Source organism: Flavobacterium taihuense (assembly GCF_019351435.1).
Taxonomy (GTDB): domain Bacteria; phylum Bacteroidota; class Bacteroidia; order Flavobacteriales; family Flavobacteriaceae; genus Flavobacterium; species Flavobacterium taihuense.
This window is the reverse complement of sequence record NZ_JAHWYN010000002.1, coordinates 265512-284231: the sequence shown is the minus strand read 5'-3', so window position 1 is coordinate 284231 and position 18720 is coordinate 265512. Positions and strand designations below refer to the sequence as shown.

15 protein-coding genes are annotated in these 18720 nt (G+C 34.3%); 7 read left to right on the top strand and 8 right to left on the bottom strand.

Going from position 1 to position 18720, the window contains the following annotated elements; translation table 11 throughout:
* Nucleotides 1-5: 5 nt before the first annotated feature.
* Nucleotides 6-803, top strand: coding sequence for an undecaprenyl-diphosphate phosphatase (locus KZH69_RS02840; protein ID WP_219315950.1), 798 nt, complete (start codon nt 6-8; stop codon nt 801-803).
* Nucleotides 803-1501 (top strand): tRNA pseudouridine(55) synthase TruB, encoded by a 699-nt coding sequence (gene truB / locus KZH69_RS02835; RefSeq protein WP_219315949.1) that lies wholly within the window; start codon nt 803-805, stop codon nt 1499-1501. The genes KZH69_RS02840 and truB overlap by 1 nt, the downstream gene beginning before the upstream one ends.
* A gap of 332 nt (nt 1502-1833) precedes the next feature.
* Here truB and KZH69_RS02830 read toward each other — a convergent pair whose 3' ends face one another.
* Nucleotides 1834-2451 (bottom strand): thioredoxin family protein, encoded by a 618-nt coding sequence (locus tag KZH69_RS02830; protein ID WP_219315948.1) that lies wholly within the window; start codon nt 2449-2451, stop codon nt 1834-1836.
* A gap of 174 nt (nt 2452-2625) precedes the next feature.
* Between KZH69_RS02830 and KZH69_RS02825 the strand changes: the two genes are divergently transcribed.
* From KZH69_RS02825 to KZH69_RS02810, 4 genes are all read left to right on the top strand, one after another.
* On the top strand, nt 2626-3411 hold the full coding sequence (locus tag KZH69_RS02825; protein ID WP_219315947.1) for a patatin-like phospholipase family protein: 786 nt from the start codon (nt 2626-2628) through the stop codon (nt 3409-3411).
* A gap of 127 nt (nt 3412-3538) precedes the next feature.
* Nucleotides 3539-4246 (top strand): UMP kinase, encoded by a 708-nt coding sequence (gene pyrH, locus KZH69_RS02820; RefSeq protein WP_219315946.1) that lies wholly within the window; start codon nt 3539-3541, stop codon nt 4244-4246.
* Between the two features lie 75 nt (nt 4247-4321).
* Nucleotides 4322-4885, top strand: coding sequence for a ribosome recycling factor (gene frr, locus KZH69_RS02815; RefSeq protein WP_219315945.1), 564 nt, complete (start codon nt 4322-4324; stop codon nt 4883-4885).
* Nucleotides 4886-5003: 118 nt separating this feature from the next.
* Nucleotides 5004-7502 (top strand): DUF5686 family protein, encoded by a 2499-nt coding sequence (locus KZH69_RS02810; RefSeq protein ID WP_219315944.1) that lies wholly within the window; start codon nt 5004-5006, stop codon nt 7500-7502.
* A gap of 59 nt (nt 7503-7561) precedes the next feature.
* On the opposite strand, the gene KZH69_RS02805 is transcribed toward KZH69_RS02810, so the two are convergent.
* From KZH69_RS02805 to KZH69_RS02785, 5 genes are all read right to left on the bottom strand, one after another.
* On the bottom strand, nt 7562-9832 hold the full coding sequence (locus tag KZH69_RS02805) for a cation:proton antiporter (RefSeq protein WP_219315943.1): 2271 nt from the start codon (nt 9830-9832) through the stop codon (nt 7562-7564).
* A gap of 120 nt (nt 9833-9952) precedes the next feature.
* Nucleotides 9953-10672, bottom strand: a complete 720-nt coding sequence (locus tag KZH69_RS02800; RefSeq protein ID WP_219315942.1) for a LytR/AlgR family response regulator transcription factor — start codon at nt 10670-10672, stop codon at nt 9953-9955.
* Nucleotides 10641-11405 carry a sensor histidine kinase gene (locus KZH69_RS02795; RefSeq protein ID WP_219315941.1) on the bottom strand — a complete coding sequence of 255 codons (765 nt, stop codon included), beginning with the start codon at nt 11403-11405 and terminating at the stop codon, nt 10641-10643. The genes KZH69_RS02800 and KZH69_RS02795 overlap by 32 nt, the downstream gene beginning before the upstream one ends.
* A gap of 39 nt (nt 11406-11444) precedes the next feature.
* Nucleotides 11445-11774 (bottom strand): DMT family transporter, encoded by a 330-nt coding sequence (locus tag KZH69_RS02790; RefSeq protein ID WP_219315940.1) that lies wholly within the window; start codon nt 11772-11774, stop codon nt 11445-11447.
* 2 nt (nt 11775-11776) lie between these two features.
* On the bottom strand, nt 11777-14047 hold the full coding sequence (locus KZH69_RS02785; RefSeq protein ID WP_219315939.1) for a cation:proton antiporter: 2271 nt from the start codon (nt 14045-14047) through the stop codon (nt 11777-11779).
* Between the two features lie 197 nt (nt 14048-14244).
* On the opposite strand from KZH69_RS02785, the gene KZH69_RS02780 reads away from it, so the two are divergent.
* Entirely contained in the window at nt 14245-16608 is a 2364-nt protein-coding gene (locus KZH69_RS02780; protein WP_219315938.1) for an efflux RND transporter permease subunit, read from the top strand.
* 108 nt (nt 16609-16716) lie between these two features.
* Here the strand turns inward: KZH69_RS02780 and KZH69_RS02775 are convergent, their stop codons facing one another.
* Entirely contained in the window at nt 16717-17892 is a 1176-nt protein-coding gene (locus KZH69_RS02775) for a cation:proton antiporter domain-containing protein (RefSeq protein ID WP_219315937.1), read from the bottom strand.
* Nucleotides 17893-17961: 69 nt separating this feature from the next.
* The gene (locus KZH69_RS02770; RefSeq protein WP_219315936.1) at nt 17962-18414 is read right to left on the bottom strand and encodes an Hsp20/alpha crystallin family protein; all 453 of its coding nucleotides are present in this window, start codon (nt 18412-18414) and stop codon (nt 17962-17964) included.
* Between the last annotated feature and the right edge of the window lie 306 nt (nt 18415-18720).

Sequence of the window (18720 nt, the reverse complement as noted above, 5' to 3'; positions counted from 1 at the left end):
CAAAAATGAATACATTACAAGCTATCCTCCTTGCAATCATCGAAGGAATTACAGAGTTTTTGCCCGTTTCATCAACCGGACATCTTATTCTTGGATCTACATTTTTCGGAATTGAGCATGATCCTTTCACCAAACTTTTCACCATCGTAATTCAATTAGGAGCAATCTTATCTGTGGTTGTTTTATATTTCAAACGCTTTTTTCAATCATTTGATTTTTACTTCAAATTATTGGTTGCTTTTATTCCTGCCGTTGTTTTCGGACTGCTTTTCAGCAAAAAAATAGATACCTTATTGGAAAGTCCGGTCACGGTAGCGGTTTCACTCTTGATCGGTGGAATTATTTTATTAAAAGTCGATGATTGGTTCAATAAACCAAACGCATCAGAAACCACGAAAGAAATCACGTATTTACAAGCCTTCAAAATAGGGATGTTTCAATGCCTTGCCATGATTCCCGGTGTTTCCAGAAGTGGCGCTACGATTGTTGGAGGAATGTCACAAAAATTGTCTCGCACAACAGCTGCTGAATTCTCTTTCTTTCTCGCAGTACCTACAATGCTTGGAGCAACAGCAAAAAAGTGTTACGATTATTACAAAGATGGTTTTGTATTGTCTCACGACCAAATCAATTTTTTGATTATAGGAAATGTGATTGCTTTCATAGTGGCGCTTTTGGCTATTAAAAGTTTTATCGGGTTTTTGACAAAAAACGGGTTTAAAATTTTTGGTTACTATCGTATTATCGCAGGAATTGTTTTGTTGGCAATTCATTATTTCATTCATCCTTTGACTGTAATTTAATGACAACTGAAGATTTTTTAAACGGGCAAATTCTATTGATAGACAAACCCTTGCATTTTACTTCTTTCCAAGCGGTAAACAAGCTAAAATATGCGCTTATCAATAAAGCAGGATTGCCAAAAAAATTCAAGATTGGACACGCTGGTACTTTAGACCCATTAGCTTCTGGATTATTATTAGTTTGCACAGGAAAATTTACCAAAAAAATTTCCGAATTACAAGGTCAAGCCAAAGAATATATAGGAACTTTTTACATTGGAGCCACTACTCCATCCTATGATTTGGAAACCGAAATTGACCAAAATTTCCCAACAGAACATATCACAGAATCCCTCATACACGAAACCGTAAAACAGTTTTTGGGCGAAATTGACCAAAAACCACCTATTTTTTCGGCTATAAAAAAAGACGGCATTCGCTTATACGAACATGCGCGCGCTGGAGAAACTGTAGAAATTGCCTCCAGAAAAACTACCATTCACGAATTTGAAATCACTAGAATCGCACTTCCCGAAGTCGATTTTAGAGTCGTTTGCAGCAAAGGTACTTACATCCGTTCATTAGCTTATGATTTTGGAAAAGCGATGAACTCGGGTTCGCACCTAACGGTTTTGCGCCGCACCAAAATTGGGAATTACGATGTCATAGATGCAATAGATGTCAATTTATTCGAACAAACCCTAAACCCTGGATTGTAATCAAAAAAAAAACACATGACAAATACAGAATTGAATTTGTGATGTGTTTTTACTAAAACCAAAGTAATGTTAATTCATACTTGCTTTTTTTAACTTGTCTACGCTATTGATCAATAATGAGTGGCACTTTCATTTCCAAATAGAAAATGAGATACATAATCATAAACCTTTTCAAATAGATTTTTCATAATGATGTTTTTTTAATTGTTAAACAATATTTTTAAACACACCAATAAAAAAAAGTAAATCAAAATTGTAGACTTGGTTAGCAGTCACTAAATTACATTTTTTTTAATATAAAAAAAATAAAAATAAAAAAAAGAATCTTATAGTTATAAACAAGCAAACTCTATTATGGAATACATCATTTCTACAACTTCATTTTGCACAGACACCCCTTTATCATGCAAATACCAAAGCTGCAACTGTGACTTAGCATCTTCATCCACAATCCCAAATTGTTCTTTGTAATTTTTTATTAAATCCGAAGCTCCTTTTGGTCTTGGCCCCCAATGTTTACAAACCTTACCCAATTCTTTATCAATAATAAGAAGTTTTGGAATCGCTCTGGCTCCATTGGTCAAAAACTGATTCATTAAATCATCATTCGAATCACGGAATACAATTTTCAAATCTATTTTATCAGATTCTAAAGCCATTTTATTTAATACAGGAAGTACTTGTGCGGCATCGCCACACCAACCTTCAGCGATAACCAACCAAATATATTCTTTCTCCAAAGCTTTTAACTTAGCACTAACTTCCACAGGAACGGTTATCGTTTTATCCAAGCGTTTCAAACGAGTTTCATTCAAGGTACTGTAATGCAATAAATCTTCAGATTGCTCATTTCCGGTCGATTTCCCGTCGGTCAACAGATCGGAAACAATTTTTTTATATTCTATGTATGTATAACTATTAAACAACGCCTTCGCTACTGAACTTTTCATACCTATTATTTTTTTTTTGATATATAGAAATCACATATCTTCATTGGTGTATACGCCCAATGTCGATATGCGTATTTCATTGTACAAATTTATTGAAACAAATTTAGAGATATGTTTACATTTAAAATGTGATAAAAATCACGTTAGCATAAACAAAATGCATATTTTTATCAAATGGACGGTAAATCAAAATCAATAGGTCTAATATTATCCGGAGGTGGGTCAAAAGGAATTGCTCACGCTGGTGTTTTACAGTTTTTGGAAGAAAAAAACATAATACCTCACCAGATTGCTGGTTCAAGTGCTGGTTCGATTGTTGCCGCTTTATACGGAAGCGGGAAATCACCAGAGGCTATTTTGGAATTCTTCAAGTCCATTTATTTTTTTCACTGGAAACATTTCACCTTCTCCAAGGCGGGATTGATTGACTCAGAATCTTTTAAAGAGTATTTCTATGAAATCTTTAAAGATACTACTTTATCTGAACTTAAAATCCCCGTTCACATTACTGCTACCGATATGATCAAAGGAAAATCAAAAATATTTGGTCCCGAAACCAAAACAATCGACGCTATTTTGGCCTCTTCCTCTTTTCCTGGAGTAATGTCACCTTATGAAATCAAAGGGAAACTGTATAGTGATGGTGGCATTCTCAATCATTTTCCAACCGAAATTTTGCAAGACAAATGCGATACTTTAATTGGAGTATATGTAAGTCCAATCCAAAAAATAGAAGCTAAAGATTTAAATTCGATTAAATCTGTAACGGCCAGAGCCTTTGATCTATTTTCCGCGAATTCTAGCATCCACAAATTTAATCATTGCGACTGGTTGATTGAACCTGAAGCTTTATCACTCTATAGCACCTTTGAAACCAGCAAAATAAAAATGCAAGCTATCTTTGATATTGGATACGAATCTGCAAAAAAAACATACAAAAAACTTAATTCAAATATTTAAGGAACACTATTTTCAAAAAAAACAGAATATGTCTATATTTGCACAAATTTGGCAGCATTAAACCCAATTATTGATGCCATTTTCTTTCGATAAACGAAAGGAGACCTTAAAAAACAAAAACGGACTAATGAAATACAAAAGAATCCTTCTGAAATTAAGTGGTGAAGCTTTAATGGGCGATTTACAATACGGAATTGACCCAAAACGATTGGCCGAATATGCCGACGAAATCAAGCAAATTCATGCAAAAGGAGTAGAAATCGCTATAGTAATTGGTGGAGGAAACATTTTTCGAGGTGTTGCAGGAGCTAGTTCTGGGATGGACAGAGTGCAAGGAGATTATATGGGAATGCTAGCAACCGTAATTAACGGAATGGCATTACAAGGTGCTCTTGAAGACAAAGGCATGAAAACCCGTTTGCAAACTGCCTTAAAAATGGAATCAATAGCAGAACCTTATATCAAAAGAAGAGCGGATCGTCATTTGGAGAAAGGAAGAATTGTTATTTTTGGAGCGGGAACTGGAAATCCATATTTCACAACAGATACCGCAGCCGTTTTACGTGGAATTGAAATCAATGCCGACGTGATTCTAAAAGGAACTCGTGTAGATGGTGTTTATGACTGTGATCCCGAGAAAAATGAATCAGCAATAAAATTTGATTTTATCTCTTTTGAAGATGTACTGAAAAAAGGATTAAATGTAATGGATACCACTGCATTTACTTTAAGTCAAGAAAATAAATTACCAATAGTGGTTTTCGACATGAATAAAATAGGGAATCTATTAAAAATTTGTGAAGGAGAAAATATAGGAACCGTAGTTAACATATAAAAAGCAGTAGGCAGTTTTCAGATAGTAGCACAGCAATCTGAAATCTGAAGTCTAAACTCTGAAATCTTAAAAAAAATGACAGAAGAAATTGAATTTATATTAGATAGTACCGAAGAATCCATGTCAGGTTCTATCGAACATTTAGAAAAAGCATTTTTAAATATTCGTGCTGGAAAAGCATCACCAGCCATGTTGGGTAGTGTTTTTGTTGATTATTATGGGTCAGCATCTCCGTTATCCCAAGTTTCAAAAATTAGTGTACCCGATGCCAGAACGATTACATTGCAACCTTTTGAAAAAAACATGTTGCACCCTATCGAAAAAGCAATTATGGTTGCCAATCTTGGATTCAACCCAATGAACAATGGAGACATGATCATAATTAGCGTTCCACCTCTTACAGAAGACAGAAGACGTGATTTAGCCAAACAAGCCAAATCCGAAGCTGAAGACGCAAAAATTGGCGTTAGAAACGCTCGAAAAGATGCCAATACAGATATCAAAAAACTAGAAAAAGAAGGAACTTCTGAAGACATTTGTAAAAGTGCCGAAGAACAAGTACAAAACTTGACTAATTCCTATATTAAAAAAATTGATGAACTTCTTGCCGTTAAAGAAGCTGAAATAATGAAGGTTTAATCTTTCAATTCAATGTTTATTAAATCCGTCTTGCTTTTTTGGAACTAGGCGGATTTTTTTATTACTATTTTTGTTGCAACAAAACCAATACAAACACGTTTTGTTTTAAACTGTTTTTATGAAGCACTTTATTGTACTGTTCTTCCTCTTTACACTCTCGCTTCAAGCGCAATTTCAAATAAACGGAATTGTGAAAGATGCTTCAACTCAAAAAACACTTCCATTTGCCTCTATTGTTTCGGATGATGGTTCCAACACAATCTCTGATGTTGATGGAAAATTCAGTTTGCTGTACAAAAACAAAATAACATCCATAACGGTTTCTTATATTGGTTACCTACCAAAAGCGATTAGCATAGAAAGTAATAAAGTATTTTATAAAATAACTCTTGTTCAAAAAACAAATCAACTCAATGAAGTTCTGGTTTCTAATGAAAACCCAGCATTGGCTATTATAAAAAAAGTCATTGAGAACAAGGTACAGAACAATCCACAGGAAAAACTCAAAAGTTTCGAATTCAAATCCTATAACAAACTCATTGTCACTGCAAATCCAGACTCCATTAATGGCAGTATAGACTCTGTATTTGTATCCTATTCAGATGAAACTTATCTAAAAAAATTGGATTCAACCGATTACAAATTCAAACAACTCATCAAGAAACAGCATTTGTTTCAAACCGAGAAAGTATCAAAATACCAATACGACGGCAAAAGATTAAAAGAGACTATTTTAGGAACGAGAATGGCCGGATTCAAAAAACCAGTATACGAAATCCTTACTTTTAACCTTCAATCCTACTCCATATACGATTCTAAATACGAGCTTTTTGAAACCAAATACAAAAGCCCAATTGCCAATGACGCCTTAAACGATTACAACTTCAAACTACTAGATACTATACCTATAAATGGTCGAAACACCTACATGGTTTACTTTAAAAACAAAAAAGAAAGAAGAGCCGCTGGCTTGGAAGGAATCCTGTACATCGATGAAATTAATTATGCTGTTGCAAAAGCGATTATGCGCATCAAAGGCATACTGGACATTACTGGAATTCATGAATTTCAATTTATTCCGGAAAAATATTTGTGGTTTCCTACCGCTACAAAGTTTAAAATTGTAAAAGGCACCAATGATGACGATATAAAAATACTTGGAGGAACCATTCAATTTGACGGTGACATTAAAGAAGATTTGACCCCTAGGAAAAGAGTCGAATCAGATTACATCTATCTGCTCTCCCAAACTACCAATTTTGACATCCAATACACCACTCCAGTGGTAATCAAAAAACCAGTAGTACAAGTAGAAATTAAAGAAAATGCCATAAACAAACCTGAAAGCTTTTGGGTCGAATACCGAAAAGACAGTTTGGACAGCCGGAGTGAGAAAACCTATTTATCACTAGACAGCATTTCGATAAAAAAAAGAATTGAAAGCAGGCTGAATTTTGGTCGTAAAATCTTAACTGGCTACTTACCTCTTAAGATTTGGGACTTTGATTTGCGAAAAATAATAAGTTATAACAATTATGAAGGACTACGACTGGGAATTGGCGGAATAACCAACGATTTTTTCTCCAAAAAATACCGATTGGAAGGGTATTCCGCTTATGGCCTTCGAGATTATAAGTTCAAGTACAACTTAGGAATTGGCGCCAGAGTCGATAAATTTTCCAACACTTGGGTTGGGATAAGCTATACCGATGATCTTAGAGACATTGCAAGTACAGACTATGTTGTCGAAAAAAAGGCATTCAAAATCTATGATCCTCGTGCAATCAATTTCAATACTTTTTATAGATATGAACATTGGAGAATTGCGTTAGAATCCAAAATTATTCCAAAAGTAGAAAGTGTTTTTGCACTTGCCAATACTTTTGTAACCCCACAATTCGAGTACACTTACAACCTGAATGGCAAGTCCTATACCACTTACACTATGACTACGGCAACAATCTCTTTAAAATGGAGTCCGTATAGTGATTATATGCAAACCCCAACCGGAAGGATTGAAACCGAAAAAAGGTTTCCAAAATTTACACTTCAGATGACACAATCACTTCCCGATGTTTTGAATAATGATTTTACTTACACCAAAATTGACTTCAAAGCCGACTACCAGATCAAGTATTTAAATGGTCAGCGCACTTTTTTGCTGTTTGAAGCTGGTCGTGCCTTTGGCGATGTCCCACTTCCTCAATTGTACAGCAACTCTCCGAATAATTTAAACAAAGAAACGATTTTTAAGCGAATTACATTTGCCGGCAAAAACAGTTTTGAAACCATGTACTTCAATGAGTTTTTCTCCAGTGAACACATGTCCTTTCAGTTTAAACACGGTTTTAATCGAATTTATATTTTCAATAAACTTAAACCTTCTCTTGATTTTGTTACTCGAATGGCTTGGGGAAATATGAAAAACCCAGAAAAACATATGGGGCTTCCCTTTAAAACCCTAAATAAAGGTTTCTTTGAATCGGGTATTGAGCTCAATAAAATCTTCAACGGATTAGGACTCGGCGGTTATTACAGATATGGTCCAAATCATTTAAGCAACTTTAAAGATAATATTGCTGTAAAATTAACTTTCGTTCTTGATTTGGGAATATAAAAAATGGTCTTAAAAGTTTTCTATAAAACCTTTAAAACCATTTATCCTTGTTTGAATACTTAGGGTTTAATAATCAATACCGAAGGTGTATTATTGAGCCACGTACTGTGTGAATCAATTAGTTTTTTCCAGCTTTCCAGACTAATAATCATCAAATCTTGTTGTTCCAAAAATTCTTTTTTAATGATTCTTTCCTGCATCATCATGATATGATTGGGTGCTATTTGTTCTATCGAGCGAACAGACTCCTGAATTTCTCTACTGTTTTTTACTTGATCGTCTGCATCCAAAACAGTAATTTGCGAACCATTATTATGTATCAATTTTTGGGCAAATTCTATCAAAAAACTGTCTTCTTTACTGAAAATCGGCATAAAAACCCGATTGATTTCCTCCAACTCTTTATCAACCAGAATTCCAACGGGCATTTTGCTATTGGCTATAATTTGTCTGGTTCTTTCATCAAAAGGAGAATTTTCGAATAAGCCCTCTTTCCCCGTAATTTTATCAATCAAACGATCTGGATTGATGATTCGGGTTGTAAAACCTAGCACTTTCCCTAACAATGTTCCTTCAAAAATGGATTGTCCCAAGCCTACCAATAACAAATCATATTCACCATGATTTGCCGTCTCTGTTATTTCAGAATCTATGTCATTGGACACTTTAAAAAGGGTGACAATTTTTTGATTTAGATTTTCTGATTCGGAAAGGACAGGCAAAAAGATTTCCTTTTCATGGTCTTTAACATCAAAGGAATGCAGCTCAGAACTTAATGACAAATGCATTGCCGTTACTATGGTATTTCCGCCTTGCTTTTTAACCAAACTGTTGGCTACTTTTAGCAATGTTTTTCCTTTGTCGGCTGTGGCAAAAGAAATCAGGATTTTGAATTTACTTCTATTGCTTATTTCTTCAGGGACAATGGTCGGTTTGTCTCTAAAAACATAGTTTATCAAATCCAAGGCTGGACCTGTCATAAAAGTAGTGACCAAGGCCATAATCACCATCATGGTAAAAATCTGAGTGGACAAAACGCCTAAATCATAACCAATGTTCAACACCACCAACTCCATTAAGCCCCTTGTGTTCATTAAAGCACCTATAGAGAGACTATCTTTCCAATTATGTCCCACTACCTTTGCCGCCAATGCACTTCCGAAAAACTTACCCACAACAGCAACCAAAATAATTAGCCCAGTAATTTCCCATAAATGTGGATCATCAATCAGTCCAACTTGAGTTCTTAAACCCGTAAAAACAAAGAATAAAGGAAGCAAAACAATCACCGAGACATCCTCTACTTTTTCGATAAAAATATTTCTAAACTTATTATTTTCAGGCATAATTGCTCCAGCCATAAAAGCACCAAACAAAGCATGAATCCCAATTAGCTCAGTAACATAAGACGATAACAACAAAGTCAAAAAGAAAATCGCCACAACGGGTTTATTCAAACTTTCTCTTGTGCTATTCAAGTCCCCTACTTTTTTAAGAAAAGGACGAACCACTTTCAACATCAATAAAACATAAAACACAGCCATCGCCATTACATAGAGTGAACTAGTAAAGGAACCTGCTTTTACAATAGCAATTACAGCTGCTAAAATACACCAAGCTGTAACATCATCGGCGGCGGCGCAGGTAATAACAATAGACCCTAATTTAGTTTTATGAATCCCGCGTTCCTGCACAATTCTTGCCAAAACGGGAAAGGCTGTTATACTCATGGCTATTCCCATAAATAATCCAAAGGACGCAAATTCAACCCCAGAAGGAGCAAACGAATGATACATGAAATATGCCAATCCAATACCAAGTGCAAATGGAATGATAATACTAGCATGACTAATCACAACGGCATCGTGTGCTTTGTTTTTCAACGCTTTCAAATCCAGTTCCATTCCGATAACAAACATGAAAAAGATCAAACCAATTTGACTTAAAAACTGTAAATTGCCCAAAGAATCTTTAGGGAATAACAAAGCCGAATATTCCGGAAAATACATCCCTATCAGTGATGGTCCTAAAACAATACCGGCAATAATTTCACCAATTACGGATGGCTGTCCAATTTTTCTGCATATCCAACCAAAAAAACGAGCCACCAAAATAATGGTTATGATTTGGACCAAAAGAATTGCCAAAGGATTTTGCAAATTGTGACCCATCGAGGTTACAAAATCATCCCAATGACCGCTACCTGTTTGCTTAGAAATTATATTTTGACCAATTTCCAGCGTTTTCCCTTTTAGAATAATCCAATAGATCAAAGCCGAGAACCCGCCTATAATGGTTAAATAAAAAAAAGAATTTTTGACATTCTTCATACGACATTTTTTAAATTAATTTAATTTCAATGCAAATATGAGAACCCATTTTTAAAGTATAAAACGATTTGGAATCTAATTTTGACTACATGTAACAAGAGCGTAAAACTTTGTAATAAGTTAGATTTTCACTTTCGTCAAAAATTCAGAACGATACGTTTCGCTTAAAACCAAGACGATTGGTTTTCCTTTATTTTCATCAAGAGAGAGTGTAATTTCATTATGATTGAAAAACTGCACTGCCTTTATTGCAACGATTTCTTTTTTATTCACCCTACAAAAATCCGTATTGGGAAGTAGATTTAATAATGAACCGAAATTGATGTTTTTAAGTATCAAAAGACTACCGTCTAGTAAATGTACTTCCTTGTCTCTACTATCGACCAATGCTGTTTTAACGAATTGAATCTGGTCAAAATGCAGCAATGCCTTTCCCTTATCAGTATTCAGATGAATAAACTTCTTTGAAGTATCTTGTATATGGACTCGCTCTATAGCTTTAGCAACGGCTTTTTCCAAGCGTTCTTTTGTAACTGGCTTAGTGATATAATCTACGGCGTCAATATCAAAAGCTTCGGCCGCGTAATTCTTGTAGGCAGTGGTAAAAATAACCAATTTATTTTGAAGCAAATGTGCTAAAGTTAACCCATCAATCCCCGGCATTTCGATATCCGAAATACACAAATCAAAATCGAGTTTGGGAACTTCGTCGAGTAATTTATGCGGATCATTAAAGGCTTTTACAATTTCTAACCCTGGAATTTGCTCACAAAGCATTTTCAGGTAAGTCAATCCAGGTAATTCATCGTCAAGCAGTAAACATTTGATTTTTGTAGTCAAGTAGATTGATTTTTAAATGCGCAATATAAATGTCATTTTCGACAAATTTATCCAATTTGAACTGATTTTTGTATATAATATTCAATCGTTGTTCTAATGTTGTTGCGCCAATTCCGCTACGTTCTTTTTTCAATGCTTTTTTCTCCGAAATTTTATTGGAAACTGTCAAATAGAAACAATCATCCTTAAATTCAAATAGTATCGAAATAAAGGCATCGGCACTTTGCAAATCGGCATGTTTAAAGGCATTTTCTATCAAATCAATCGAAATCAGCGGAGCCAGAAGATTTTGCTCATACAGTTTTTCCCCGTCATTAATCCTCGTTTTTACTTTCAGTTCAAAAAGCGGACTTACCTTGATTTTATTAATTTCAATCAAATTGAGAGCAAATTGAATTTCTTCTTTTGGCGAAACAAACTTTTTTTGACTTTCGTACAAAATGTAATCCAAGACATTCGCCAATTTATCCAAGGCAAAATAAGTTTGGTAGGCATGTGACTGAATTGAATTGAGAATATTCTTGAAAAGATGCGGATTAAGCTTGGATTCCAATGTTTCCAATTGCAGATTATTGACTTTCATTTCGAGTAAACTAAATTGCTCTTCAATATTTTTTTTGGCTTTGCCAGATTCCAACAATCGATAGACAAGATAACAAAGCAGTACAATAAATACCAGAATAATTACCAGTAACACATATACTATGCTATTGTATTCTTGTACATTATCCATTTTATATTTGATTTAAAATAATTAAAAAAGTTTTTATATTTAATTTACAGAGACAAATTTCAATCCAATTATAGATGATATCAAAGTGAATAAGAAGAAAAGTCTCCAGAAAGTTGCGGGCTCTCTGAAAACAAAAATACCAACCAAAACAGTTCCTACTGCCCCAATTCCTGTCCATACAGCATAAGCGGTACCAATTGGCAAGGTTTGGGAAGCCTTGTATAATAAAGCCATGCTAACAGAAAGTGCTACAAAAAAACCAACCATCCACAAAGTAGATGTCATTCCGGAAGTTTCTTTGGCTTTGCCCAGACAAGTGGCAAAACCAACTTCAAAAAAACCGGCAATGATGAGTAAAATCCAATTCATGATTAAGGCTTTATAATCAACACCGAAGGCACACCACTCAACCATTTACTGCGGGAATCCAATAAGTCCTTCCAACTTTCCAGACCCACAATCATAAGATCTTGTTTGATTAAAAAGTCCTCCGTCAGAATCGATTCGTTATCCAAAATTACATTCGTCGGGAATTTTTGTTGTAACGACTCAATAGCACTTGCAATAACAAAATTCGATTCAACATGACCATTCATATCCAAAAAAGCAACCGTAGCATTATTATTGAATATAATTTTTTGAGCATATTCAATCAGAAAAGAATCCTCAGAACCATATATCGGAATAAAAACCTGATTAACTTCTTTCAAATCTTTATCAATCAAAACCCCTAACGGCATTTTGACTTTCAAAACAATTTGTCTGGTTCTTTCATCAAAAGGTGAATTCACAAATAGCCCTTCTTTTCCCGTGAATTTATCCAACAATCTTTCGGGGTTAATAATTCGGGAAGTGAACCCAATTACTTTGCCCAGCAATGTTCCTTCAAATATGGATTTTCCGAGTCCAACTAATAACAAGTCATAATCCCCTTGATTGGCAATATCAATTATTTCGGTTTCAATATCAATGGTAGCTTTGAAAATAGTAGTGATTTCCTGTTTCAAAATAACTGCTTCTTTCATAATCGGATTAAAACTGCTTTTCTCTTTATCCTCCATGTTGAAAGTATGTACTTCATCGCTCAAAGACAAATGCAATGCCGTAATACTGCAGGTTTCATTTTGCTTTTTAACCAAGCTATGAGCCAATCGCAATAAAGATTTCCCTTTTTCATTATTCCCAAAAGAAATCAAAATTCGATATTTATTTTGACCTGTTTCTTCATCATGGTCAGTAATATCACTAGTCTTAAAAATATAATTAATTAAGTTCAGAGCTGGTCCGGTCATAAAAGTAGTGACTAGAGCCATAATCACCATCATAGTAAAGACCTCGGTGGTAAGTACTCCTAGACCCAATCCGATATTCAAAACAATCAATTCCATCAAGCCTCGGGTATTCATCAAAGCGCCAATAATAAGGCTGTTTCTCCAACTTTGCCCAACAAATTTAGCAGCCAAAGCACTCCCGAAAAATTTACCAACTACAGCAACCAGAATAATAAAACCCGTTACTTTCCATAAATACGGTTCGTTTATCAATCCGATTTCGGTACGTAAACCCGTAAATACAAAGAACAAAGGCAATAACAAAATCACGGAGACATCTTCTACTTTCGAAATAAAAACAGTCCTGAATTTAGGAATATCAGGCATAATGGCTCCCATCATAAAGGCACCAAACAAGGCATGAATCCCAACTAATTCTGTAGCGTACGACGAAATAATCAACAGTAAAAAAAAGATCGCAACGACCGGTTTGCTCAAACTGTCTTTGGCCCCATATAAATCCCCTATTCGTTTCAAGAAAGGTTTTACTAAAAATATCATCACAATCACATAAATCGCAGCCAATGAAATGATATACATTGAACTTTCAAAAGTTCCTGCTTTTACAATAGCAATAACTACAGCCAATAAACACCACGCTGTAATATCATCGGCAGCAGCACAAGTAATTGCGATAGCTCCCAATTTGGTTTTATGCATTCCTCTTTCCTGAACAATTCGTGCCAAAACAGGAAAGGCAGTAATGCTCATGGCAATCCCCATAAACAAACTAAAGGAAAGAAACTTAACGCCCTCTGGGGCAAAACGATTGTATACAAAATAAGCCAATCCAATTCCTAATGCAAACGGAATTACAATACTCGCATGACTGATAACAACCGCTTCTTTAGCTCTGTTTTTCAATACTTTGATATCGAGTTCCATACCAATAACAAACATAAAAAGTATCAGCCCTATCTGACTCAAAAATTTTAAATTCTCTAAGGAATCGGCAGGAAAAAGAGCATGGAAAAAATCAGGAAAATACAATCCCAATAAGGAAGGGCCTAATGCAATTCCTGCGATAATTTCGCCAATTACCGAAGGTTGACCTATTTTTTTAAAAAACCAACCAAAAAGGCGAGCCACAAGAATAATCATTATAATTTGGGCCAATAAAATAGCCAAAGGGTCTTGAACATTATGAATCATCGAAATCAGAAAATCGTCCCAAGAACTGTCGCTTACCACAGGATGAACGATTGTTTTATTTCCCTCAAGATGTTTTCCAGCCTTTATAATCCAATACATTAACGCAGTAAAACCACCCGTAACCCCCAAATAAAACAATGTATTCCTGTACTTTTTCATACTTTTCTTGACTTCTTTACCCCATAAACAAAAGTGCTAATATGAGAATTTCAAATATATAATTTATAATGCACAAATTATCTTATTGTAAACAAAAATAAAGTCAAAAAAATACCTAAATACCAACCAGAAAATCAAAGCACTTTCATGTGATTTCTAACTGTTTTGTGTACATTTGCATGCATTTTAAAACATATATGAAAAAGAAATTAACTGTTGGGTTTTGGGAAACTATAGCCCGCATTGTACTTAAAAACAGAATAACTATACTAGGGGTTATCCTTGCTTTGACCATTTTTCTGGCTTTTCAATGGAAAAATTTGGCCATGACGTATACCGAAGCTAATTTACTTCCTAAAAAACATATCGTAAATAAACAGTATCAAGACTTCTTGAATAAATTTGGAGAAGAAGGAAATCTTATAGTTATTGGCTTCAAAGACAAGACGTTTTTTACTCCCAAAGCATTTGCAGCCTGGAACGAATTAATGACGGGTTTAAAAAATTCTAAAGAAGTAGAATTGGTTGTTTCCTTGAATGACCTAAAAAAACTTGAAAAAGATACGGTTGCACAAAAATTCAAATTGATTCCTCTTATTGATCAAAATCAAGCAACGAATTCCGAATATCTTCAAAAAATAAAATTCGAATTATTTCATAATCTTCCTTTTTATGAAGGTTTGTTATTCAACAAAGAATCCGGAAGTATCCGTTCCGCAATTTACCTCAATAAAAAAATTGTAAACACCGCTTCCAGAAAAACATTCATTTTAGAAAATTTAGTACCGAAAATTGATAAGTTCGAAAAAGCAACAGGAATTGACCTTCGTGTTTCGGGCATGCCTTACATTCGAACCATCAATGCCGAAAACATGAAAGGTGAAATTGGTTTGTTTATTGGTGCCGCTTTATTTATAACGTCATTAATTTTCTTTTTATTCTTCCGTTCGTATCGAGCTACTTTTATCTCGATGTGTATTTTGATTATTGGTGTAATGTGGTCTTTTGGGACATTAGGTTTGTTTCATTATAAAATCACAATTCTTACCGCTATCATTCCGCCATTGATTATTGTTATTGGAATTACAAACTGTATTTTCCTGATCAACAAGTACCAACAGGAAATAAAAACACATCAAAATCAGGCCAAAGCTTTACAACGTGTAATTTCGACAATTGGGGTTTCTACCTTAATGACCAACTTGACTACTGCTGCTGGATTCGCCACTTTCATGATTACCGGAAATGATTTGTTATTTGAATTTGGTCTTGTAACTTCCATAAACGTAATTATTGTTTATTTACTCACTCTTGTTATTGTACCAATAGTGTATAGTTTCATGGACGTTCCAAAAGAAAAACATTTGCTTCATTTAAGTAAAACCTATATCTCTGCATTATTAAATTGGGTAGAAAGTGTCGTAAAAAACCATCGTAAAATGATCTATATTATTTACGGATTATTATTGATTTTTAGTGTAATTGGAGTTTCCCAAATGAAAGTTTCAGGAAGCTTAATAGGCGAAATGCCAAAAACGGCCTCTTTTTTTAAAGACATTATCTTTTTTGAAAAAGAGTTTAATGGGGTAATGCCTTTAGAAATAATGATTGACACCAAACACAAAAAAGGGGTCATGAAATTATCAACAATGAAAAAGATGGATGAATTGCAAAAAACCATTGCCGAGATTCCAGAATTATCAAAACCAGTTTCTGTTGTTAATTTGGTAAAATATTCTAAGCAGGCTTATTACAATGGCAACCCTGAATATTACGAATTGCCAACTTCACAAGAACAAGCATTTATATTATCATATGCCAAAAATGCTACCAAAAACACTAAAGGCAATTTAATGAAAAGCTATGTGGATTCCACTGGACGATATGCCCGAATCACAACTTTCATGAAAGACATTGGAACAGGGGAAATGGCAAAAGTAGAAGGGAAATTAAGATCCAAAATAGACAAAGTTTTCCCAAAAGAGCGCTATGAAGTTACCCTAACCGGAAAAGCATTAGTTTTCCAAAAAGGAACTTCTTACCTTATTGACAACCTTATCGAATCGCTTATTTTTGCAATTTTCCTAATTGCGGGATTAATGGCTTACTTGTTCCGTTCTGCCAAAATGGTAATGGCATCTGTCATTACGAACATTCTGCCGCTTTGCATTACATCGGGATTGATGGGGTATTTTGGCATTCCATTAAAACCTTCTACAATATTGGTATTCAGTATTGCTTTTGGTATTTCTGTAGACAATGCCATTCAGTTTATGGCCAAATACCGTCATGATTTGAATCTTTATAATGGTAAAATAAAAAAATCAGTATTTAGTGCCTTGAGAGAAACAGGAATCAGTACTTTTTACACTTCAATTGTATTGATTATAGGATTTGCCACTTTCACATTGTCAAGCTTTAGCGGTACGATAGCACTTGGCGGACTGATTTCATGCACCTTGATGTTTGCTATGTTTGCCAATTTATTGGTTTTACCCGCATTGGTATTGACATTCGAAAAAAAGAGGACAAAGAAAGAAGAATTGGAGCATACACATTAATCAGCAATATTTTTATTTCAAAAGGCATATTTATAATAAAATAACTAGTTGTTTTTATTATAAATATGCCTTTTGAAATCAGTTTGATTTTATTGGTTTAATTCAATACTAAAAAGATTTTTCTTTGTAATCTGGCAGTTTATAAATTAATTCCTGGATTATCATAAGCCAAAATGTATTAAGAAACATTGTAAGAGTTGTAACAGCCAATGTTATTTGATAAGTATAAATCCCCACAAGTTGCAAAGAAGATGCCAAGGTCATCAAAACAAAACTAAATTCTCCAATTTGTGACAAAAGTGCTCCTCCATACAAACTATCGCGCCATGAGTTTTTTGTAAGTTTAAAAAGTATAGCATTGATCAGGCTATTTATAAAAAGCACAGCAACTGAAACCCATATTATAGTCCCAATATTTTCAATAAAAAACTTGATATCAAGCTGAACACCTACTGCAAGAAAGAAGAAAGCCATAAAAAACACTCTGAAAGGAATTAGGGATTTACCTAACCAATGTGTCGCCTTGTCGTGTCCAATTAGAACACCGGCGATAAAAGCTCCAAATGCAGGAGACAGTCCAAACCACTCACTAATCCATGCCATACCAAAACAGATGCTGAAACCAATGAAAACCTGCAATTCATGATCGGCAATAATTTCTCTTCGCATAGGGATTGAGAAAAGTTTTTTACTGATCGCCGCTTTCAAAAACAGAATGATCAATGCGCCTCCTACGCAGACTTTTATCAATTCTACAGATGAAATATTATTTCCTGACATAAAATTCAACGTCAATATCATGGGAACCACGAGTATGTCCTGCATCAATAAAACGCCACAGGTAATAATTCCAAGCTGACTTTTAATCTCACCGGTCTTTGCCAAATATTGAAACACAATCGCAGAACTACTCAAACTTATTATGAAAGCCGTCAAAATTATAGTCGACATCTTCCATTCTAAATATGACCCAACAATATACATACAAATAAAACTAAGTACAATCTGTACCAATGCAATTAAAAGAGGCTTGTAAAAATTATGCGATAGATAATGAAGATCGATTTCATTGCCGATGGAGAACATTAGAAGCACAATCCCAATTTGCCCCAATTCTGAAATCACTTCGGGTTCATAAATGACGTTAAATACTTGAGGCCCCAATAGCAAACCTGCTATAATGTAAGCAATAAAATAAGGCTGCTTTAATCGTCGCAAAAGCAATATCAATAATAAAACCGTAAAGGACAGCACAGCTATCCCGGAGAATAATTGTGACAACATCTGTGTGTGTTTTATAATGAAGAAAGCTGCCTAAAACAGCAGCTTTCAAAATAGTTAATTAATGAGAATTTATGAGATTTCAATCATTCGTGGAGGTCTTGGTTTTGCCTCTTCACGTTTTGGGATGGACAATAATAAAAGTCCATTTTCATAACGAGCAATTATTTTATCCTCGTCCACTACGTTTTTAGGCAATTCAAAACTTCTCTGAAATGATTGGTAACTAAATTCTCTACGACTGTAATTTTCGTTCCCAGTTGTTTTTTCATTTTCTTTCACCGAAGAAATCGTTAATTGGTTTGCATCAAGTGTAATCTTGAAGTCATTTTTATCCATACCTGGAGCGGCGACTTCCACCTCATAGTTGTCCGCAGTCTCTTTGATGTTTACAGAGGGTAGCGTTGTACTAGTTGTTGAAAAATTGTTATTTTCCCAATTGAAAAAATCACGGCCAAAAATATCATCAAAAAACAAACGATGTAAAGCTGGGACTTGACCTCCATTTCTTTTAATAAGATTCATAACTGTTTTACTTTTAAAATTGTTAAACAAAAAATTATTTTAAACTTGCGCAAGTTATATACCGAAAAACAAAAAATATGCCATTTGAAAAATATGTCATTTTTTCAGAATTGAGTTGAAAAAATGTCAGATAGTTATATACCATTACTATAACCTCAATTATCTAGCGTTAAAAAACAAAAAAATAATATTCTTTTTTTACTTCAATCAATATATCTAAAATCGAAAAATAAACCCTAACCATTATTTTTTATTTTTCTTTTTATATACATTCTCAATTGAGTTTGAAATGTCATATTTTTACTT